Origin of the sequence: Olleya sp. R77988, from assembly GCF_044594215.1 — a bacterium.
In the GTDB taxonomy this organism is placed as follows: domain Bacteria; phylum Bacteroidota; class Bacteroidia; order Flavobacteriales; family Flavobacteriaceae; genus Olleya.
This window is the reverse complement of record NZ_CP138988.1, coordinates 2586737-2607771: the sequence shown is the minus strand read 5'-3', so window position 1 is coordinate 2607771 and position 21035 is coordinate 2586737. Positions and strand designations below refer to the sequence as shown.

The following is a 21035-nucleotide window of genomic DNA, read 5'->3' as shown; positions in this document are numbered from 1 at the left end:
AGTTCTTTTATTTAACTTGGTTTTCTTGTATTTTGCAAGAATATAATTGCAAACCAACTTGTTTAATGAAATTACTTTATAAAACACTTTTATTCTTTTTTATTTCATCTTTATCTATTGCACAAACTACAGCAATTACAGACACAAATTTTGAGCAAGAATTAATTGCCCAAGGGATAGATACTAATGGATTAAATGGTAATATTTTAGATGCTGATGCGCAAGCTATAACAACATTAAATTTAGGAGGTACTATAATTTCTGATATTACAGGTATTGATGCATTTGTTAACCTTACAGAATTAGATCTTGGAAACAATCAAGTTATAGATGTAGATTTATCTGCATTAGTTTTACTTACAGACTTTACAACAGATGATAATGATGCTTTAAATAGTATTGATTTTAGTCAAAATATATTATTAGAAAACGTTTTTATGGAAAGTAATTTTTCTGTAGCAGGTGATCCACCAATCACAGTAATTGACTTATCTAATAATATTAATTTAATAGATTTAGAAATTGATAATCTAAGGAATGTTACAGATTTAATTTTACCTGTTACACCAACATTAACAGATATTTATGTTAGATACTTATCAGATATTTCATTAGATTTTTCGCTTTTAGATGGTTTACAAGATTTAAATGTTGGAGGATCAGCAATTAACAATGTAGTTATTACACTACCAAATGTTCATTCTGCCTTAACCGATTTAAGAATAAGTAGTATTGATATTCAAACTATAGATATTTCAGATTATTTTAATTTAGAAAGCCTTTATCTTTGGGGAACTTATGTAGAAAACCTGTTATTACCTACCTCAACAACATTAACAGATATATTTATAATTTTGCATGATATACAAGGAACGCTTGATTTTTCTGTTCTGCCTAATTTAGAAGATTTAGACATTACTTCCAATGATGTTACACCTTTAATGGTTGACTTAACCCAAAATTATCAATTAGTAGATTTAGATTTGTCGCGTAATGACATGGATACAATTGACTTAACACAAAATACATTACTTGAAACAATTAGGTTAAACTCTAATAATTTCACAACTATAGATATTACACAAAATGTTTTGGTAGATAGGTTTGAAGCTTATTCAAATCTATTGCCTAGTATGGATTTAACCCAAAATATTGTACTTAGATATTTAAATTTGAGAGATAATTTGTTACCAACAATAGATCTGACACAAAATATAATTTTACGTAGTGCAGACCTTTCAATTAACTTATTACCAAATTTAGATGTTACTCAAAATATAGAATTAAACACTTTAAATATTAGTAATAATCTGTTTACAACTACTGGATTAGATTTAACTCAAAATATAGTTTTGTATACGCTTTATGCTTCGTATAACCAGATAGAATCACTTGATATTACACAAAATGTTAGTTTAAGCACTTTGGTATTAGACCATAATTTATTTCCTGGAACTGCAATATTAGATCAGTTTTATACTATAAGGTTAAATGCTGGTGGAATAGGAGGAGGCTCTCTAATAGTAAGTTACAATCTATTAACTGGACAAATGCCAGACTTTGCTTCTTTAGTAGATTTACAAGATGGAACTCCAATTGGTTTTGATATAGCATTTGATAATAATTATTTTGAATTTGGTCATTTTGAAGATCAACATGGTGGATTAGTCATACACGATAATACTCCTGGACCAGCTCCATATTGGACATGGTTAGATAATATTGAAGATTATTTTTACGCACCTCAAGCCAAAGTAGATACCATTGATACAATAAATGCTAATGCAGGAGACACAGTAACTTTAACTACGGTTTGTGCAGGAGCACAAAACCATTATACTTGGTTTAAAGATGGAGTTGCTATACCAGGAGCTCCTGATAGTCCTAATTACACTATTCCTTCTGTAGATAGTTGTGATGACGGAATTTACTATACTGAGATTACATCCGATTTAGTACCTTTTGAAAACGCTAATGCACCAGGAACAGGAGGTAAAAATCTTTTGCTAATCAGAAATGATATTACTTTAAATATAACATCACCACCAGAAGATTGTGTAACGTTGCTAAACCCTATTAATGGTACTACAAATGTAGCTTTAAATGAAACATTAGAATGGTCTGTAAACTTAGGTGCATGTGGTTATTTTTTAAGTTTAGGAACAACTCCTGGAGGAACAGATTTATTAAATAATTTTGATGTTGGTGATGTAAACACTTATAATATTGGAAGTAATTTCCCTCCAAACACTCAAATATATGTTACAATAACACCTTATTATAATAGCGGTATAACGTTAAGTTGCCCAGAAGTTAGTTTTACAACTGGTGTTACAGAGCAGCCTACAACTTGCACAAACTTAACATTACCTTTAAATGGAGCTATAGATGTAGCTTTAGCAACTAATATTGAATGGAATGCTAGTCCTTACGCTACTGGTTATACCATTAATATGGGAACAACAGCAGGAGGAACCGATTTAGCAAACGCAATAGATGTTGGTAATATAACAACATATAATCCACCTATAAATTTACCCGAATCTACACTAGTTTACGTTACAGTTACGCCATATAATGGTTTAGGTAATGCAATTGGATGTATTGAAGAAACATTTACAACAGAAGGTTTTACACCAACTTGTACAAGTTTAACAACTCCAGTAAATGGAGCATTAGATGTTTTAGTAACAACAGATATTTCATGGAATGTAATTACTGATGCAACAGGATATAATCTAACAGTTGGTACAACTTCTGGAGGAATAGATATAATTAACAATCAAGATGTTGGAAATGTAACTACCTTTAATTTACCAACAGATTTACCTTACGGAACTCAAATATTTGTAACTGTTATACCGTATAATACTTCAGGTTTAGCTATTGGTTGTACCGAAGAGAGTTTTACTACAGAAATAATCCCACCTTTATGTACCAATTTAACATCACCATTAAATGGAGCAGTAGATATATCAATCGCGACAGATTTAACTTGGACAGCAATTGGTAATGCAACAGGATATTTTTTAACAGTTGGTACAACTTCAGGAGGAACAGATATAATAAATAACTTTGATGTTGGAAATGTAACTACGTATAATTTACCAACAAATTTACCAGACGAAACACAGATTTTTGTTTCAATAGTTCCTTACAATTCTGCTGGAAATGCAGTTGCATGTGTAGAAGAAAGTTTTACAACAGAAGTAATAATACCCATTTGTACTAACTTAGTTTCACCTTTAAATGGAGCAGTAGATGTATCAATTGCTACTGACTTAACTTGGTCTACAATTGCTAATGCAATAGGATATAACCTAACAGTTGGAACAACTTCAGGAGGAACAGATATAATAAACAATCAAGATGTCGGAAATGTTGCAACGTATGATTTACCAACAGATTTACCTGACGAAACCCAGATATTTGTATCAATTACACCATATAATTTAGCAGGAAATGCTGTAGCTTGTGCAGAAGAAAGTTTTACAACAGAAGTAATAATACCAATCTGTACTAACTTAGTTTCACCTTTAAATGGAGCAGTAGATGTGTCAATTGCTACTGACTTAACTTGGTCTACAATTGCTAATGCAACAGGATATAATTTAACAGTTGGAACAACTTCTGGAGGAACAGATATAATAAACAATCAAGATGTCGGAAATATTACAACTTACGATTTACCAACAGATTTACCTGACGAAACTCAGATATTTGTATCAATTACACCATATAACTCAGTAGGAAATGCTGTAGCTTGTGCAGAAGAAAATTTTATAACAGAAGTAATAATTCCAATCTGTACTAACTTAGTTTTACCTTTAAATGGAGCAGTAGATGTGTCAATTGCTACTGACCTAACTTGGTCTACAATTGCTAATGCAACAGGGTATAACCTAACAGTTGGAACAACTTCAGGAGGAACAGATATATTAAACAACTTAGATGTTGGAAATGTTGCAACGTATGATTTACCAACAGATTTACCAGGAATTGCACAAATATTTGTGTCGATAACACCATATAATTCTGCAGGTAGTGCTATTACTTGTACAGAAGAAAGTTTTACAACAGAATTACCTTTACCAAGCTGTAGTAACCTTATTTCTCCGTTTTTTCAAGAAACAGAGGTGCCTTTAGATGCAGATATATCATGGTCAGCAAGTAATTATGTTGATGGATATCAAATCGCAATAGGTACAGCTACTGGTTTAGATGATATTTTAGCAACTGTAGATGTTGGTAACGTTTTGAGTTATGATATCCCTTTTGATTTGCCAAATTTTACAACAGTATATGTTACTATAACATCATACAATACAACTGGAGGAACAGTATGTGGAGACGATCAATTTACTACAGAAGACTTAACACCTTTATGTGTTAATTTAATAGCTCCATTTAATGGAGAAACTAATGTAGCAATAAACACAAATATTACTTGGCAAGCAGATTCAAATGCAGAAGGATATATTATAACAATGGGAACCACTTTTGGTGGTAATGACCTTACAAATGCTGTAGATGTAGGTAATATAACTACTTATAATTATCCAAATATTTTGCCTCAAGACACAGAAATATTTGTTTCAGTGATTCCATATAACTTTTTAGGACAAGCTATAGGATGTACTGATGAGAGTTTTATAACAGAATTATTAATTCCTGATTGTACTAGTTTAGAGGCTCCTTTTAATGGAGAAAACAATGTGACCATTATATCAGATTTAAGTTGGACAACAAGTCCTTATACAGAGGGTTATATACTTTCTGTTGGGACAACTTCTGGAGGTACAGACCTTGTCAATACGGAAGATGTTGGTAATGTTACTAGTTACGCTTTCGCGGAAAACTGGCCAGACGACACAACCCTTTTTGTAACAATCATAGCATATAACAGTGTTGGAAGTGCTATAAATTGTTCTGAAGTTACCTTTACAACAGAAATTGTTATTCCAGAATGTACACAGTTAAATTCGCCTTATAACAATCAAATAGATGTTTTGGTTGATGCTAGTTTAACTTGGTACGCAATAGATAATGCAACAGGATATTTAGTGTCAATTGGTACAACACCAAACGGAAATGATATTGAAGATGCTGTAGATGTTGGTAACACAACAACATATCAACCGTTAAACCAGTTTGAAGACAATATTACAATATACGTAACAATTACGCCTTATAATAGTGTTGGTAATGCTTTAAACTGTATGTCTGACCAATTTGATATAGAAAATAGAAACATAATTACACCTAGTTATTTTACACCAAATGGAGATGCATATCATCCACTTTGGAAAGTAGAAGACCCAAAAAACGAGATAAAATCAACCCATATTTTTGATCGCTTTGGTAAGTTAATTAAAAGTTTCTCAGGATCTAATCAAGGTTGGGATGGAACTTTTAAAGGAGAAAATCTTCCTACTGATGACTATTGGTTTGTATTAGAATTATTTGATGGAACGACTAGAAAAGGTCATTTCACTTTAAAAAGATAGTTTTATATTGCAAATAATATTCATAAAACCAATTTGGATTTCCCCTTTTATAAACTAACTAAATTATAAACTCATGAGAGTAATAGATTCCCTTTTATCAGAATATGCAGAAAGTCATCAAACCAAGCTAAATATAGCTATTCATTATATCTGTGTGCCTTTAATTTTCTTTAGCCTGATTGGTTTACTTGCAAGTATACCAATGCCAGAAGTCATTACTAGTGCATTACCAAATACACTTTTACCATATGCACATTTTGGAACTGTCGTTATTATTTTAGGCCTATTTTATTATTTACGTTTGTCTTTTGTTCTTTTTATTGGGATGGTAGTATTTTCTGCTATAGTGTTGTTTTTTATAAATGCAATAGCGCAAATAGATATTGCACCACTTTGGTTGATAATGCTAATTATCTTTGTTATAGCTTGGATTGGACAATTTATAGGTCATAATCACGAAGGTAAAAAACCTTCATTTTTAAAAGACTTGCAATTTTTAATGATTGGTCCTGCTTGGACTATGAGCCATTTGTTTGAAGCATTAAAAATCAAGTTCTAAAAGCTTAATATAAATTACTGGCACGCTAATTGTAATCTTTAAAGTATTATTAAAAATTAAATATATTACAATGAGTAAAGGAACAGTAAAATTCTTCAATGACGCTAAAGGTTTTGGATTCATAACAGAAGAAGGTTCAAACACAGAACATTTTGTTCACATTTCAGGATTAATCGATGAGATTCGCGAAGGCGATGAAGTAGAGTTTGATCTTCAGGAAGGTAGAAAAGGTTTAAATGCAGTAAACGTAAAAGTTTTATAACATATACCCAATTTGTTACAAAAGCCCATCTTTAAAAGATGGGCTTTTTTTATGCAACAAAACTTCATTAAAACCAATAAAACTCTACTATCTTTGTGCAAAATTATAATTTATGTCACAACAGTTTTCTAGTTTAGGTATTAATAAAGCTTTGCAAAGTAGTTTAGCAGACTTGCAAATTACTGTGCCAACAGATATTCAAGAAAAAGCAATACCAGCAATACTTAACAAAACAGAAGATATTGTTGCAATAGCAAAAACAGGAACTGGAAAAACTGCAGCTTTTGGATTACCATTATTACAGCTTGTTGATACAGTAAACACTAATATACAAGTAGTCATATTAGCGCCAACAAGAGAGTTAGGTCAGCAGATATTTAAAAATCTACAAGATTTTAATGCGCAAAGTTTGCAAGTATCTATTGCTGGAGTATTTGGAGGTATTCCAATTAAACCACAAATAGAAAGGCTAAAAGAAACCACGCATATAGTAATAGCAACTCCAGGACGTTTAGCAGATTTGATAGAAAGAAATGCTATTAACGTAACCAAAATCATCTATTTTGTTTTGGATGAAGCAGACGAGATGGTAAGTGCACATAAAGAAGGTGTAGATGCAATTATTAAATCCTTACCAAAAGCTAGAAGAACATTGTTGTTTACTGCTACAATGCCAGGAACAATAAAGCAATTAGTGCAAAATAGTTTATCTAAAAAGGTGCTAACTATTGAAGCAGATATGACAACAGTTGGTCATCAAGGGATTGATCATCAATATGTAGTTGTGGAACCTATCGAAAAACTTAATGTTTTAATGCATTTTTTAAATGCTAACGATGGACAACGCGGAATCATATTTTGTAAAACAAAAGCAGCAGTAAATAAACTAGCTAAAAACCTAGCCAAAAATAAATTTTCGTCAGGTGCTTTACATGGTAGTTTATCTCAAGGGATTCGTGACAGAATTATGAATCAGTTTAGAGCTGGACATATTAATATTTTGGTAGCTACAGATTTAGCAGCTCGTGGTATAGATGTTAAGGATCTAGCATTTGTGGTTAATTATCATTTACCAGATACTTACGATGCTTATGTACACAGAAGTGGTCGTACAGCAAGAGCAGGAGCAAAGGGCTTGGCTTTAAGCGTAATACAACAAGAAGAAGTACAAGATATTCCAGAATTTGAAGACGAATTAGGGATTACTTTTAAAGAATATAAAAAAGCTGATGCGCAAAGTATTGAAGAAAATAATGGATTACTTTGGGCTAAACGCATTTTTAAGATGAAACCAAATCGTGAAGTTTCGGAAGAATTTAAGGGAAAAATAAAAACCATATTTCATCATTTAACAAAAGAAGAATTAGTAGATAAGATTTTAGCTAATTATATAGCAGAAACTAAAACAATTACCGAAAAGCCTGACGTTGTTAAAAAGAAAAAGAAAAAATAGATAATGGGTAATTATATAAAAGCACATCAAGATATTTTAAAAAAACTAAATATCAACACGCTTAATCCAATGCAGGAAGAAGCGTTGTTATCTATTACTAGTGCAGATAATACAGTTTTGTTGTCTCCAACAGGAACAGGAAAAACGGTTGCTTTTTTATTACCATCAATTTCTACTTTAGATAAAAGCTGCAAAAATGTACAGTTATTAATTTTGGTGCCTTCACGTGAGTTGGCTATACAAATTGAGCAAGTTATACGCACAATGGGTTCTGGTTTTAAAGCTAATGCTGTGTATGGTGGACGACATTTTTCTAAAGATAAAATAGAGTTAGCACACACACCAGCAATAGTTATTGGTACTCCAGGTCGTGTTGCAGACCATTTAAGACGTCAAACTTTTATGGTTGAAGATATTAATACTTTGGTTTTAGACGAGTTTGATAAATCTCTAGAAGTTGGTTTTGAAAAAGAAATGAGCGAGATTATTAATAGTCTTCCATTTATTAAAAAACGTATTTTAACGTCTGCTACTCAAGATATGGAAATACCACGTTTTGTTGGATTGCAAAACGAAATTGTTATAGATTATTTAGGGACTGAAACGTCTAATTTAGAGATTAAAAAAGTAACCTCTATAGATAAAAACAAGCTTCAAACATTGGTAGATTTACTACATGACATAGGTAATAAACCAGGAATAATTTTTTGTAATTATAAAGATACTATTCAGTTTGTTAGTGATTTTTTAAGTAAAAATAATATACCACATGGTTGTTTTTATGGAGGAATGGAGCAAATTGATAGAGAACGTGCTTTAATAAAATTTAGAAACGGAACACATCAAATTATTATTGCAACAGACTTAGCAGCACGTGGATTGGATATTCCAGAACTTAATTTTATTATTCATTATCAATTACCATTAAAAGCGGAAGAGTTTACACATCGTAATGGTCGTACTGCACGTATGAATGCTCAAGGAACAGCATACGTTATCCAGTGGGAAGGAGAGAATTTACCAGAATTTATCCAAACCAAGACTATAGTTAAACCTAAAGGAATGATTACTAAATTGGAAACCCAATGGACGACGTTATTTATTTCTGGAGGACGAAAAGATAAAATATCCAAAGGAGATATTGCTGGTTTGTTTTTTAAACAAGGAGATCTTGAAAAAAACGAATTAGGTATTATCGAGTTAAAACAGGATTGTGCTTTTGTAGCTGTACCAAAATCAAAATCTGGTAGTGTTATTGATAAAACAAACAATACACGTTTAAAGAAGAAAAAAGTGCGTGTTAAAGAAGTTTAAACACATTGAAATAAAAAACAGGGTTGTATTTATACAACCCTGTTTTTTATTTCATTTTTCAGTTTTTAAAAATTTTGAATGTTAAATCACCATTTTTATTTTTAATAATAAAAGGTATTTTTTCTAATGTACAACGTGGTTCAATGGTAAATTGAATGTGTCCTAAAACCTGAAAGTTCTCTTTAGTTTTTACTTGTATTTGTTGTGTGTAAGTCGTGTTTACATTTACCCAATTAACAGTACCTCTTACAAATGGATGATCATCAATTTCTTCTTTAGACAAAGGGTTTTCTTTTAAAATTCCTAGTTTGTTTATTACCTCATTATCTTCATAAAACACAGAGAATTTTCCTGAAAAATCACGCTTAGCATTTGGTGACACAAAATGTGCGCTATCATTTAACTTCATTATAATTTCTAAATCATAATTAGCGTTTTTTAATTTATTAAGATTTAGTTTTATTTGATAAGGATTGTTTGGGATTTTTACATCCTGATTTTTTTGTACTATAGTATTAATACTAGCTATACTGTTTTCTGTATTAATAGCTTTATCTGTTTTACAGCTTAGTACTAAAATGCAGCATAAGCATATTATTAGTTTTTTCATTTTATAATGTTTTGATATTAGCAGCCCATTAATCCAAAAGAAACAACCATTTCTTGATCTATTTTTTCTCCTTTATCATTTTCTGCAGGAATCCAAGCTTCTGGTAAAGTTTTAATAAGATTAATCATCTTTTTATCAACTTCAGGATATTTAGACGTTCTGTCAAGTCTTACATTTTTAATACTACCATCTTTAGTAACGACAAAGTATAATTTTGCTGCTTGCAATTTATAAGGGTCTACCGTTTTAATTAAAGTAGCACTTTTTTCTTTAAGATATTTTTTAAGAAGATCTTTTCCTAAAGGATAAGTAGCTTGTTTTTCTGATACCACAGATAAGTGAGGCGAATCAAATTTATCTTCGACCATACCTGTTTTCGGGTTTTTAGCTGTAAACTCTGATCTAATATTAAATTGGTCAGAATAACCTAAAGATTGTAATAACTTAATCTGACCAGCTGTTAAGTCTTTAGTGTAACCTAATTCTTGGATATCTGTTTGACTTTCATCTTTAATAATAATGATGCGTACAGATTTAAGATCTATTATAGAGTTAAAAGATTCTGGACTAATAAAATCACTAATAGAGGTTGCTTTATGTAAGTCATTAATTTTTATTGGTTCAAATCGTGAACCAATATCATAGATAAAATCTGTAAAGATTTCTGGTTTCTTTTTATCTGTTTTTGGAGTGTTAACTGCAAGATTTTGTTCTACTTCGTTTTCAGTTGTTTCTACTTCTGTTTTATCCCATTGCAAAACAGTATATGCAGTTACACTTAGCGTAATTAATAAGGCACAAAAAATAATAATGTTCTTTTTCATCGTGTTCGTTTTAAAGATTAATAATTGATGTTGTGTAAAACTAAAGCAAGTCTTAGTTAAAAGTGTCAAAAGAATGTAAAAGAAGTGTCAACAACTGTAAAAAGTCCTTAAATTGTATGTTATTTACAAGTAATTATGAAGAACATTTTTAGCAAAAAAATAAAAAGCATAGTCTTTATTGGACTAATCACTTGTGTTTTTTCTTGCAAAACAGACACTAATTCTAACTTTTCTGATACTGCAAAAGTGGCATTGCGTGATGTTGGTCATCATTTATTGTTAGCAAATAAAGATACAACATCATTAGTAAAACCTGTTATTGATTTAGGAAAATCAAGATTTCAATTAACGTTTGAAAACCAATTAGTTATTCATCCAGACACTTTAGTAAACTATATAAAAAACAGTTTTGCTAAAGCAGAATTACCAAAGCATTATTTAACAGAAGTATTAGCTTGTAACACTAAAGAGGTAGCTTATAGCTATCAAATGAAACAGGATGTAGAAAAAGGCATCGTGCCTTGTGGTGGACGACAATTACATCTAGGATGTTATAAGGTTATTGTAAAATTTAATAAAGCATTACAGCCAAGCACAAGTAATATTAAATATATAATACTAGCTATTATAGGTGCTTTGGGGTTATTTGGATTTTTATTGTTTAAAAGGAAACCAAAGACAGAATTAGATACAAATGAATCCAATTACCAGTCTATTGGACATTATAAATTTTTTCCAGATCAAAACAAGCTAATTAAAGAAACAACAGAAATTAGCTTATCTAAAAAGGAATGCGAGTTACTATCCATTTTTATAGAAAAGCCAAATCAAATTATAAAACGAGACGAATTAACTAAAAAAGTTTGGGAAGATAATGGTGTAATTGTAGGCAGAAGCTTGGATACGTACATTTCTAAACTTCGTAAAAAACTGCAAGAAGACCCAAGTATTAAACTTACTAATGTACATGGTGTAGGTTATAAGTTAGAAATTTAATGGTTGCTTTATTTGTAATTATATTCTAGATTTTACATTAAATAAATAAATAATTGAAAATTAATCAATTAAATAGTTGAATTGTTATTTATTGTCGTCATCTTTGCCACTTAAATTATTATTTTAAATTAAATTACCATGAGTAAAGGAACAGTAAAATTTTTCAATGATTCTAAAGGATTTGGATTCATTACAGAAGAAGGAGTTGACAAAGATCACTTTGTACACATTTCAGGATTAATCGATGAAATCCGTGAAGGTGACCAAGTTGAGTTTGATCTTCAAGAAGGAAACAAAGGATTAAACGCAGTGAACGTAAAAGTTATCTAATACATATACTTTAAAGTTTAGTAAAAGCCCATCATATGATGGGCTTTTTTTTGCTTTAAACTGAATTTTACTATATTAAAAATCAATTAGTTAAAATACATTCTTATTTACCATGTTATTTAGCCTATATTTACAGCATTAGTTGTAGATAGCTTTTCTTTTTTTAATGATTCCCTTTAATCAATTCTTTGCTCTTTTCAATTTTTAAGATTTAATAATCTAATTTAAAAATTAATAGCATCGAAAATCCAAAATTCTCCAGAGACATAACTCCAGATTTTTCTAAAACTTTAAGAAAAAGGGTAAATACCTATTTTAAAACCAATAATAAAAGTAGAAATGCTAACGCAACAATGGTCATAAAAACTGTGATTATGATAAGTTTGTTTTTAGGACCTTTAATACTATTAAGTACAGGATTAGTAACTAATGTAGGATTACTTTTTTTATTATATATAACTAGTGGTTTTGGGATGTCAGGAATAGGAATGGGAGTGATGCATGATGCCATCCACGAGTCGTATTCTAAAAATAAAACAGTAAATAAACTATTAAGCTATACGTTTAATTTAATTGGTGCAAATGCAACCGTTTGGAGAATCCAGCATAACGTGTTACATCATACCTATACTAATATAGATCATGCAGACGACGATTTAAACGCACCTTATTTTTTACGTTTTTCGCCAAATGCTAAACACTATTGGATGCACCAATACCAACATATTTATATTTGGTTTTTTTATAGCTTATCTACAATTTCATGGATTACAACAAAAGATTTTGTACGTTTAAAACGCTTTAAAGACATGGGGTTTTTAAACCAGAAAAACGAGTATAAAAAAGCTTTAGCAGCAATGACAGCTTGGAAACTATTTTACTATTCTTACGCATTAGTATTACCAATGATTATGTTGCCCTTTTCATGGTATGTTGTTTTATTAGCCTTTCTAACTATGCATTTTATTACAGGATTATTGGTAAGTATTGTGTTTCAGATTGCGCATATAATGCCAGACACGACCTTTCCGTTACCTGATGCAGAACGTAAGATGAATGCCAATTGGTATGGACACCAATTTGCTACAACCAGCAATTTTTCGCCAAAAAGCAAACTGTTATTTTGGTTAATTGGAGGTTTAAATTATCAGGTAGAACACCATGTATTACCAGATGTTTGCCATGTACATTATAAAAATCTAACTAAAATAGTATCTGAAACTGCAGAAGAGTTTGGGATGCCTTACCATGTTAAAAAGTCTATGTTTCAAGCCATTAAGGATCACACAAAGATGCTGAAACACTTAGGGCAAAAAGACATACTTGTTGCTGCTTAAATTATTAAACTCTTTTTTTATTTTGCTCCAAAAAGAGTGATTACCTTTGCGCATAGCAGTTACTATAAGTATGAGTAAAGACCAAAAGAATCTAGATATTGACCAATGTATTGACACTTTACAAAAATTAGTGGATAATACTAATCAACTTTTTGAGTTGCCAGAAGCACAACGTGTGGCACTTTTTAAAGCTGCTGGAGCATTAACTAGACCTAATCGAGATGAGTTTCAACGTAGACGTAAAGACGCTAAAAAGGCTGCTAAACGCAAAAAAATAGAAAGCGATAAACACGCCAGAAAAACCACAGGAATTAGATCTGCAAGAGAAGCTACTTTATTTGTAGCTCCAAAATTATTGGCAGCTGCTGTAATCCCTGAAGATACACCAGAATTAGAATCGCCAAGAAACTGCTACGTCTGTAAAACTATGTATACCAAACTGCATCATTTTTATGATACGATGTGTACCGATTGCGGAAATTTAAACTACGCAAAACGTTTTCAAACTACAGATTTAAAAGATCAAGTAGCTGTAATTACTGGTTCTAGATTAAAAATAGGGTATCATATTACTTTAATGTTATTACGTTCTGGAGCAACTGTTGTTGCTACCACACGTTTTCCTGCAGATTCTGCAATACGTTTTTCTAAAGAAGACGATTACAAAATGTGGAGCGACCGTTTACATATTCATGGTTTGGATTTAAGACATATCCCAAGTGTCGAGATTTTTTGTAATTATATCGAGCAGAAATACGATAGACTAGACATTTTAATAAATAATGCAGCACAAACAGTAAGGCGTCCATCAGGTTTTTATTTCCATTTAATGGAAAACGAAAAACTACCAATAGATCAACTCCCAAAACTAGCCCAACCTTTACTGCAAGACCATGTTAGTTGTTTGGAAGAGTTATCCAATTTAAGTGTTGGACCTTCAAAAACAGATAAAAATAACGTGTTACCAGTGACTTGGCATGGACCAGAACCTGGAATAGGCTTACGTAACTCAGCAGAATTATCTCAGATTCCGTATAGTTTTGATAATTCATTGCAAACCTCAGAAGTTTTTCCAGAAGGACAATTAGATGCCGATTTACAGCAAGTTGATTTACGTAAAACCAATAGTTGGCGTTTAAAATTAGGCGAAATTGAAACCACAGAAATGGTAGAAGTACAGCTGGTTAATGCAGTAGCACCTTTTGTATTGTGCAACCGCTTGTCTGTTTTAATGATGAAAGAAAACACAGGTAAAAAACACATTATTAATGTGTCTGCAATGGAAGGTAAGTTTCATAGATTTAAAAAAGAAGACAGACATCCACATACCAATATGGCAAAAGCAGCTTTAAATATGCTAACACATACTTCTGCTGCAACCTTTGCTAAATCTGGAATATATATGAATGCAGTAGATACTGGTTGGGTTACTGACGAAGATCCTGCGGAACTATCCAAACACAAAGTCGAGGTGCACGATTTTCAGCCACCTTTAGATATTGTAGATGGAGCAGCACGTGTTATGGATCCATTAATAGATGGTATTAATACAGGTAAACATTGGTGTGGTAAATTTTTAAAAGACTATTTTCCAATAGATTGGTAGTAATTGCATCCTTTATTAATTAAAATTACTGAAATAAAATACGTCTTTTTTATTATCTAAAATTTAATTTCATTTTACTGTTTATCAATTACTATTTACATTTTATGTATTGATGCTTACAATTGATAAAATGTATGTTTCTTAATAACTGACCTAATCCTAATTTTACCTCATTATTAATCATAAACATTATTATTATGGCAGAGTTTCCACCACGTTGGTTAAGAAAATTAGGAAAATGGTTCGGAAAAAACATTAGCAACGGAAAAATTCCTTTTGTTATTGGTATTGGAATAATCATTTTTATTATATTAATTTAAGTAAAAATACTTTTAACAATTATTAATTAATAAAAAGCGAACCTAAGTTCGCTTTTTATTGTATTTAATTTTCATAATGTATTCGGTGTAATGAGGCATATAATTCCGCTTTTCTTTTCTATTTTAATTAATTGCAAGTATTAGTTAGAGTATAAAATTAAAAATACACCAATTAAAATACCAGCTAAAGGTACTAGTTTTTGACGTTTATTTTTCTCTTTAAAAATCAAGCCACCAATCACTACAGCAATAATAATCTGACTACGTTTTATAGCAGACAATAACATAATTAAAGCTTCAGGATCTTGCAAAGCTTTAAAATAAAAGTAATCTGCAGCCTGTAATAAAATACCAACTGCAATTATAGACCATCTAAATTTAAATGCTTTACGTTTTTCTTTATAAGGAAACCACGTTATTGTTAAGATAACAAGTAAAATAAGTATAGTGTATAAACAAAACCAAAACTGTAAGGTTTGTGGATTTAAACTTAAATGCTGTATTAAAAATTTATCGTATAAACCGCTAGATGCGCCTAAAAAGGTAGCTCCAATAATGGCAAATATCCATTTGTTACGCGTAAAGTTAATTCCTTCCTTTTTACCAATTCTAGAATATAAAATCACAGAAAAAATAATCAAGAAAAACCCAATCCATTGGTACAGATTTGGACTTTCTTTATAGATAACAATAGCTCCTATAAACGTAAAAAACGGTCCAGCAGATCGTATTGGTGTTACAATAGTAATTGGTAAATGTTTTAAAGCTTGATAAGCTAAAACCCAAGAGGCAGCCATAATTGCAGACTTTAAAAAAACAAAACTATGGGTTTGCCAATCAAGCTTTTGGAAGTTATATCCATGTGCATGCGCATAGTCTGGATAAAAAATAGATAAACCATAAAACGTAGCTACAAACAAAAACCCACTAGAGACAGTCCCTAAAAGCACAGGAAACACTTCATTACCTTGTACAGCATGCTTTTTACACAGATTGTGTAAACCCAAAAATAGTGCAGCCAATAAGCCTAAATACATCCACATGGCGCGAATATAGTTTTTTAAGCTATTTTGAGATTAAAATTTAAGTTATTTTTAAAAAGAAACTAAAAAAATTAGCCAGTAGATTGTAGCAAAAAATATAAAATTATTAGTGGTCTGCTAATAGACTTTCTAACGCATAATACAACCTGTTTTGTGCATTATCCTGAGACCCAAATATAGAACGAAACAAGTCACCTTTTTTAGATATTAGTAACCATTGTGGTGTACCTTCTGCCTCAAACTGATCATAAACTTTGTGATGCTGATCAATATAAATAGGAAATGGTATTTTGCCACTTGTAAAAACACTTTTAATATTTGCTTTTGTACCTTCTCTGTTGACAAAATCTGCATGTATACCAACTACTTGAATTGAAGGATAGTCTTGCTTAAATTTATAAGCTAATGGAACAGCTCGTCCTATACAACCTAAACAATCATTATTATAAATAATAAGTAATAAGACTTGGTTTTTAAAAGCTGTCATTAAATCTATAGCATTACCATCTAGATCTGTAACTTTTATTGATTGTACTGGATTATTCATTTTTAAAAGTATGACGTTGTTCTAGCGTAGAAGAGGCACTTAGTAATTGATTAAATGTTTTTATAACATCAAAGTTTTGTGTGATAGCTTCTGACGCAGCAATACCAGAAACACCTGTTTTTAATATTTCAGCAACATCTTTAGTAGTTATGTTTCCAAACCCAATAATTGGGGTTTTGGTTTTTAATGCTTCAATAATTGCTGTATAACCATTTAAACCTAAAGCAGTCATTGGATTATCAGAGCTTATAATGACTTTAAAAGGACTTAAAATAATATAATCTACTTCTTTGTTAATTAGTGTTTTGCAATCCTCTAATGTATTTGCAGTACCACCAATGCTTTGCCAAGTATATAGATGTTTTCTAATATTAGTAGGACAAGCATCTGTCTTTTCTAGATGTACACCATCCGCTTTAATGTCTTTAGCAATTTTATAATACTGGTTAATAATTAATCTAGTTTGAAAATGAGATGTAATTTTTATAGCTTCTTTAGCTAGTTTCAATACTTTTTTTTCTGATGCGTCTTTTAAACACAATTGCACTAACTCAGCACCAGAAGCACAAGCTTTTTGGATATTTTCCAAAATCTCTTTTGGTGTATCTCCTTGTGTTATATAATGTAATTTAGGTATAATCATGATTATTATGTAGCTATTATCTTCTGTATTAATTAGTTTACAAAGATACTTTAGATAAATCATATTTAAACACTCTTAAGTTTTTAAAAAATGAGACTCTATATATTTAAAAGCAAAATATAAATGGGTGTGACGTATTACTAAATTAATTGTTTAATAACTGTACAGTCTTTTTTTTGTGTTGGCTACAGTTAGTAAGCTATTTTCTTATATCTTTAAAGGACTAATTCATTGATATGTCATTAACAACTTTAAAAGAGCAAAACGATAAAAGCTACAAGCACGCTATAATACTTGTACATGGTCTTAATGGAAGTAACAAAACTTGGGGACATAAACGAGACCCTCACGATCCAGAAAGGTTTATTCCAGTTATGATGAATGACCCTTTTGTTAAAGCAAATTTTAAAGTTTTTTTATTTGATTATACTACAAGAACTATAAATTTTTTGGATTTTTTAAGACAAATAAAATCAGTTATTCCTAGTGCTAAGGAACATGAAAAATTTAATGTTGGACTTAGAAAAATCTCTGAAGTTTTTGAAACTGCTGTAAGAACTATTGAGCCAGATTTTGAGACAATATCTTTTATAGGTCATAGTATGGGAGGACTTGTTATAAAAAAGGCTCTTGTTTTTTTGTCAAATATTGAAAATAAGTTACCTTTTTTTCTTTCGCTAAATGTACCTCATCAAGGGTCTTCTTTGGCAACAGCTGGACAAAAAGTGCTATTCGGTAGTAATATACAGTTAGAAAACCTAAAATTATTAGGCGAATATACAACAGCTTTAAGTAATGATTATACAAGAGCTGGAAGTCCTTCAAAAATTATTTATGTACATGGAACTCAAGATAAAGTTGTAGCTGAAGCAGCAGCAATACCACCAAGTGCAAGTGAAGAAAATTGGCTAAGAACAGATGACAATCACTATGATATTTGTAGAATACCACAAGATCAAGTGTCCTATGTGTATACTAGACTAAAAAGAGAATTGAGGCATGTTATTGATGGTCAAATCTTACTATCAATAAATATTCCAGTAAAGTCATTTTTTAATGAAGCAGCTATGATTATCGCAAAAACGGAAGGATTAGGTTTACAAATAGAAGGATTTAATCAAGAGCAACTTAATTGCACTATTACAAGTGGACTAATTCATTCTAAAACAGCGATTGAAGCTCTTGAGAAATTAAGATTCCTATCTGTACCACAACTTCCTAATTATAGTATTGAACAAACAAAAAACAATTTTATAATTAAAATTATATAATTTATGTCGTCATGTGAATGTACTGGTAATACTGGAGGAACAAAGTGTTCTGATAATAGTTATGCAATTTGTAAAAAGGTTGGAAATAAATGTATGGGTGAATGTGTTCCAAGAGATTTTGGTTTTACACCTATGGAGTTGCCAGGTAATTCGGCTATAATATTTGCTAAACTATTTTTAAATAAAATTGATCCAGAATTATATCCTGAAATCAAATCTGGGATGTTTTATTCTGAGGGTCTTGATTTTATTGAACCTAATCAACTTAGTTTATTAGAAAGCGGTAAGCATGATTATTTAGATGTAGAAGGAAGAAGAGTTGTTGTACGTTTTACCATTCCAGAAGAATTAATTATAGCGCTAAGAGGAGGAAATAATAACAGGTTAGGTAGTCAGCTATTAAGTTAAAAAGACTATAGCTTTTACTTATGTCAATCATAAATTAAGTTATTTTATGTTTATTAACCATTTTCTTATATCTTTAAAGTGCTAAACCTAACCAATGCTATATAAGTCGCTATTTATATGTTGTTTATTTTCAGTAATAGCAACAGCTCAAGTAAAAACCACAATAGAACAATCCAACTCAGATGATTTTCAGTTTGGAGGTGCTTTAAAATTAACTTTTGAGGTACAAAAATTCACTAATTTTAGATTAAGTATTGCTGCTGGAGCAGGAAAAAAAATTGAAGGGCTTAATTATATTTATCCAGCTATAAACACAGAAATACAGTTATATAATGGAGGTATTGGTAGCTCGTTATTATACAGTAAACAACGACAATTAATTTTAGACTTTATAATATCCTTTAACGTTACAGGAGGTATTAGGGAAGTTGGCACTTATGGTTATGCTACACGTTATAATCCTTTAAACTATTTTAGTGATTTGTCTGCAAAACCCTTGCAGAACCCATATTACAACTCGTTATCATTAGGATCTAATTATATAATTTCTTCGGATAAAAACAGAGAAAATCAGCTGATTGGTATATTTAATTTAAATGTAGAGCGTACGTTTCAGTTTACTTATTATAATGATGGTACACCTTTTAGAAACACTTTAGGAGATGGATATGATCGCTATTATACTGGAGGTGGAATATTTTCGTATTACGGAAATTATAATGATGCTATCAACCACATAGCTTTAAGCTACCACAAGTTTACAGGATACCAACGTAATGCTTTTGAAATGGCTAACCATTTGCAAATAGATTTTATTCCATATAAAGACGTTCAGGCTTTTTACTACAATCAAAGTCGTTGGAGATTTGCGGTTGGTAATTATGATACTGGATTTAGTGGTCATGTGTCTATTTATGATAACCCAAAATTGGATGTGCAAGATTACATCCATTTAACTATCGATAATGCCTACCATCCAAACACGTTTAACAAACCACGTTGGGCTTTTGGTTTTGATTATAACTACGTAAACTGGAATAGCAAATGAAAAAACTAATCATCATACTGTTGTTGTCTAGTTTATGGTCTTGTAAAACTTATAAAATAGTAAAGCAAGACAAATTAACTGCAACTATTACTAGGACTTTAAACTTTAAAGATTTTGATGTTTACGTGTTTAAAATGTGTGAAAAATCTAGTGCAGAAGTAAAAGGCGATTTAAGTGCAGAGAGTTTGGCGTTTCCGTTTTATACTAATTGCGACCAAACCACAACAGATAAAGTAGTTGAAGAAACCTATTTGCTATTGCCAAAACCAAATATTGCTGATAAAACAGTATTGTATATTACCACATTTTCTTATAAAAATTTAAGAAAAGGATGTGGTGTTTTTAATTGCGATTTGTTTAATAGTAAAATTTTTGTGGAAGATGTTGATATTGTTTATTTGGGAAAACTGGAAAATAACAGCATCAAATTTTATAAAAACACCACCAAAAAGAAAGAGCAACACATTAGTACCTGGAATATAATAACAGCACAAACAGATAGTGGAGTAGCGTCTATAAAAATTGTGGATGCTACAATGGTCGAGTCTGTTTTTGATACTAAACCGCAAATAACTATCAATTCAGTTTTTAGTACAGATGTTGTGTTTTTTAAAGAAGACAGAACCTTAATTTATGGTAAAAACCTCTCTGAGTTTCAGGAAGCTTGTTTTAATAATTGCGAAGAAAAAATAACAATTCCAACCATAAAAGGCGAAAACATTGGTTGTGCAGTTAATAGTTTATTATTATCTGATAAAGCATTCTATTTTGAATCTAAAAACTTAAATACTTCCGAGTATTATAAGTTTGATATCGATCGTTTGTTTTATTTGGATGCTTTTCCTGTTAAAAAATAGTTATTGTATTGTAGTCTTCAAAAGCAATACATTTAATTAAATCAAGACAATTAAATTCCTGTTTAATAAAATAGGAGTGGAGCATAACTAATATAAAACA

At 30.7% G+C, this 21035-nt stretch carries 19 protein-coding genes; 14 read left to right on the top strand and 5 right to left on the bottom strand.

The window, feature by feature from the left end; genetic code table 11:
* The first annotated feature begins 65 nt into the window (after positions 1-65).
* The 5 genes from SJY17_RS11800 to SJY17_RS11780 all read left to right on the top strand — a co-directional run bounded on the left by SJY17_RS11800 (position 66) and on the right by SJY17_RS11780 (position 9095).
* Entirely contained in the window at positions 66-5507 is a 5442-nt protein-coding gene (locus SJY17_RS11800; protein ID WP_397362759.1) for a T9SS type B sorting domain-containing protein, read from the top strand.
* Between the two features lie 73 nt (positions 5508-5580).
* The gene (locus SJY17_RS11795) at positions 5581-6066 is read left to right on the top strand and encodes a DUF962 domain-containing protein (protein WP_397362758.1); all 486 of its coding nucleotides are present in this window, start codon (positions 5581-5583) and stop codon (positions 6064-6066) included.
* 70 nt (positions 6067-6136) lie between these two features.
* A complete protein-coding gene (locus SJY17_RS11790) occupies positions 6137-6328 on the top strand; it encodes a cold-shock protein (protein ID WP_397362757.1) in 192 nt (63 codons plus the stop codon).
* Between the two features lie 112 nt (positions 6329-6440).
* Positions 6441-7781 carry a DEAD/DEAH box helicase gene (locus SJY17_RS11785; RefSeq protein WP_397362756.1) on the top strand — a complete coding sequence of 447 codons (1341 nt, stop codon included), beginning with the start codon at positions 6441-6443 and terminating at the stop codon, positions 7779-7781.
* 3 nt (positions 7782-7784) lie between these two features.
* On the top strand, positions 7785-9095 hold the full coding sequence (locus tag SJY17_RS11780) for a DEAD/DEAH box helicase (protein ID WP_397362755.1): 1311 nt from the start codon (positions 7785-7787) through the stop codon (positions 9093-9095).
* Positions 9096-9153: 58 nt separating this feature from the next.
* On the opposite strand, the gene SJY17_RS11775 is transcribed toward SJY17_RS11780, so the two are convergent.
* Positions 9154-9705, bottom strand: a complete 552-nt coding sequence (locus tag SJY17_RS11775; RefSeq protein ID WP_397362754.1) for a hypothetical protein — start codon at positions 9703-9705, stop codon at positions 9154-9156.
* Between the two features lie 17 nt (positions 9706-9722).
* Positions 9723-10529, bottom strand: coding sequence for an energy transducer TonB (locus tag SJY17_RS11770; RefSeq protein ID WP_397362753.1), 807 nt, complete (start codon positions 10527-10529; stop codon positions 9723-9725).
* A 135-nt stretch (positions 10530-10664) separates the two neighbouring features.
* Here SJY17_RS11770 and SJY17_RS11765 point away from each other — a divergent pair, with 135 nt between their 5' ends.
* From SJY17_RS11765 to SJY17_RS11745, 5 genes are all read left to right on the top strand, one after another.
* Positions 10665-11525 (top strand): winged helix-turn-helix domain-containing protein, encoded by an 861-nt coding sequence (locus SJY17_RS11765; protein ID WP_397362752.1) that lies wholly within the window; start codon positions 10665-10667, stop codon positions 11523-11525.
* A 138-nt stretch (positions 11526-11663) separates the two neighbouring features.
* Entirely contained in the window at positions 11664-11855 is a 192-nt protein-coding gene (locus SJY17_RS11760) for a cold-shock protein (RefSeq protein WP_397362751.1), read from the top strand.
* Between the two features lie 374 nt (positions 11856-12229).
* Positions 12230-13192: a fatty acid desaturase family protein gene (locus SJY17_RS11755; RefSeq protein WP_397364878.1), complete on the top strand. Its 963-nt coding sequence runs from the start codon at positions 12230-12232 to the stop codon at positions 13190-13192.
* A gap of 70 nt (positions 13193-13262) precedes the next feature.
* Positions 13263-14798 carry an SDR family NAD(P)-dependent oxidoreductase gene (locus SJY17_RS11750; RefSeq protein WP_397362750.1) on the top strand — a complete coding sequence of 512 codons (1536 nt, stop codon included), beginning with the start codon at positions 13263-13265 and terminating at the stop codon, positions 14796-14798.
* 197 nt (positions 14799-14995) lie between these two features.
* Entirely contained in the window at positions 14996-15118 is a 123-nt protein-coding gene (locus SJY17_RS11745; protein WP_397362749.1) for a hypothetical protein, read from the top strand.
* Positions 15119-15258: 140 nt separating this feature from the next.
* Here the strand turns inward: SJY17_RS11745 and SJY17_RS11740 are convergent, their stop codons facing one another.
* From SJY17_RS11740 to SJY17_RS11730, 3 genes are all read right to left on the bottom strand, one after another.
* Complete coding sequence (locus SJY17_RS11740; RefSeq protein ID WP_397362748.1) at positions 15259-16161, bottom strand: EamA family transporter; 903 nt, start codon at positions 16159-16161, stop codon at positions 15259-15261.
* Between the two features lie 106 nt (positions 16162-16267).
* The gene (locus tag SJY17_RS11735; RefSeq protein WP_397362747.1) at positions 16268-16708 is read right to left on the bottom strand and encodes a TlpA family protein disulfide reductase; all 441 of its coding nucleotides are present in this window, start codon (positions 16706-16708) and stop codon (positions 16268-16270) included.
* Positions 16701-17351: a thiamine phosphate synthase gene (locus SJY17_RS11730; RefSeq protein WP_397362746.1), complete on the bottom strand. Its 651-nt coding sequence runs from the start codon at positions 17349-17351 to the stop codon at positions 16701-16703. Before SJY17_RS11730 ends, SJY17_RS11735 begins: the two co-directional genes overlap by 8 nt.
* 236 nt (positions 17352-17587) lie before the next feature.
* Between SJY17_RS11730 and SJY17_RS11725 the strand changes: the two genes are divergently transcribed.
* The 4 genes from SJY17_RS11725 (at position 17588) to SJY17_RS11710 (ending at position 20935) form a co-directional block, all read left to right on the top strand.
* Complete coding sequence (locus SJY17_RS11725) at positions 17588-18622, top strand: esterase/lipase family protein (RefSeq protein WP_397362745.1); 1035 nt, start codon at positions 17588-17590, stop codon at positions 18620-18622.
* A 3-nt stretch (positions 18623-18625) separates the two neighbouring features.
* Positions 18626-19030 carry a hypothetical protein gene (locus SJY17_RS11720; protein ID WP_397362744.1) on the top strand — a complete coding sequence of 135 codons (405 nt, stop codon included), beginning with the start codon at positions 18626-18628 and terminating at the stop codon, positions 19028-19030.
* 94 nt (positions 19031-19124) lie between these two features.
* Positions 19125-20078 carry a hypothetical protein gene (locus SJY17_RS11715; RefSeq protein WP_397362743.1) on the top strand — a complete coding sequence of 318 codons (954 nt, stop codon included), beginning with the start codon at positions 19125-19127 and terminating at the stop codon, positions 20076-20078.
* On the top strand, positions 20075-20935 hold the full coding sequence (locus SJY17_RS11710; RefSeq protein ID WP_397362742.1) for a hypothetical protein: 861 nt from the start codon (positions 20075-20077) through the stop codon (positions 20933-20935). The genes SJY17_RS11715 and SJY17_RS11710 overlap by 4 nt, the downstream gene beginning before the upstream one ends.
* Positions 20936-21035 lie beyond the last annotated feature (100 nt).

Excerpts from the sequence above, each read along its gene's own strand:
- SJY17_RS11715 (WP_397362743.1), top strand. The coding sequence starts at position 19,125 with ATGCTATATAAGTCGCTATTTATATGTTGTTTATTTTCAGTAATAGCA.
- SJY17_RS11745 (WP_397362749.1), top strand. The coding sequence starts at position 14,996 with ATGGCAGAGTTTCCACCACGTTGGTTAAGAAAATTAGGAAAATGGTTC.
- SJY17_RS11740 (WP_397362748.1), bottom strand. The coding sequence starts at position 16,161 with ATGTGGATGTATTTAGGCTTATTGGCTGCACTATTTTTGGGTTTACAC.
- SJY17_RS11800 (WP_397362759.1), top strand. The coding sequence starts at position 66 with ATGAAATTACTTTATAAAACACTTTTATTCTTTTTTATTTCATCTTTA.
- SJY17_RS11770 (WP_397362753.1), bottom strand. The coding sequence starts at position 10,529 with ATGAAAAAGAACATTATTATTTTTTGTGCCTTATTAATTACGCTAAGT.
- SJY17_RS11755 (WP_397364878.1), top strand. The coding sequence starts at position 12,230 with ATGATAAGTTTGTTTTTAGGACCTTTAATACTATTAAGTACAGGATTA.
- SJY17_RS11750 (WP_397362750.1), top strand. The coding sequence starts at position 13,263 with ATGAGTAAAGACCAAAAGAATCTAGATATTGACCAATGTATTGACACT.
- SJY17_RS11710 (WP_397362742.1), top strand. The coding sequence starts at position 20,075 with ATGAAAAAACTAATCATCATACTGTTGTTGTCTAGTTTATGGTCTTGT.
- SJY17_RS11725 (WP_397362745.1), top strand. The coding sequence starts at position 17,588 with ATGTCATTAACAACTTTAAAAGAGCAAAACGATAAAAGCTACAAGCAC.
- SJY17_RS11760 (WP_397362751.1), top strand. The coding sequence starts at position 11,664 with ATGAGTAAAGGAACAGTAAAATTTTTCAATGATTCTAAAGGATTTGGA.
- SJY17_RS11775 (WP_397362754.1), bottom strand. The coding sequence starts at position 9,705 with ATGAAAAAACTAATAATATGCTTATGCTGCATTTTAGTACTAAGCTGT.
- SJY17_RS11730 (WP_397362746.1), bottom strand. The coding sequence starts at position 17,351 with ATGATTATACCTAAATTACATTATATAACACAAGGAGATACACCAAAA.
- SJY17_RS11735 (WP_397362747.1), bottom strand. The coding sequence starts at position 16,708 with ATGAATAATCCAGTACAATCAATAAAAGTTACAGATCTAGATGGTAAT.
- SJY17_RS11795 (WP_397362758.1), top strand. The coding sequence starts at position 5,581 with ATGAGAGTAATAGATTCCCTTTTATCAGAATATGCAGAAAGTCATCAA.
- SJY17_RS11720 (WP_397362744.1), top strand. The coding sequence starts at position 18,626 with ATGTCGTCATGTGAATGTACTGGTAATACTGGAGGAACAAAGTGTTCT.
- SJY17_RS11780 (WP_397362755.1), top strand. The coding sequence starts at position 7,785 with ATGGGTAATTATATAAAAGCACATCAAGATATTTTAAAAAAACTAAAT.
- SJY17_RS11765 (WP_397362752.1), top strand. The coding sequence starts at position 10,665 with ATGAAGAACATTTTTAGCAAAAAAATAAAAAGCATAGTCTTTATTGGA.
- SJY17_RS11785 (WP_397362756.1), top strand. The coding sequence starts at position 6,441 with ATGTCACAACAGTTTTCTAGTTTAGGTATTAATAAAGCTTTGCAAAGT.
- SJY17_RS11790 (WP_397362757.1), top strand. The coding sequence starts at position 6,137 with ATGAGTAAAGGAACAGTAAAATTCTTCAATGACGCTAAAGGTTTTGGA.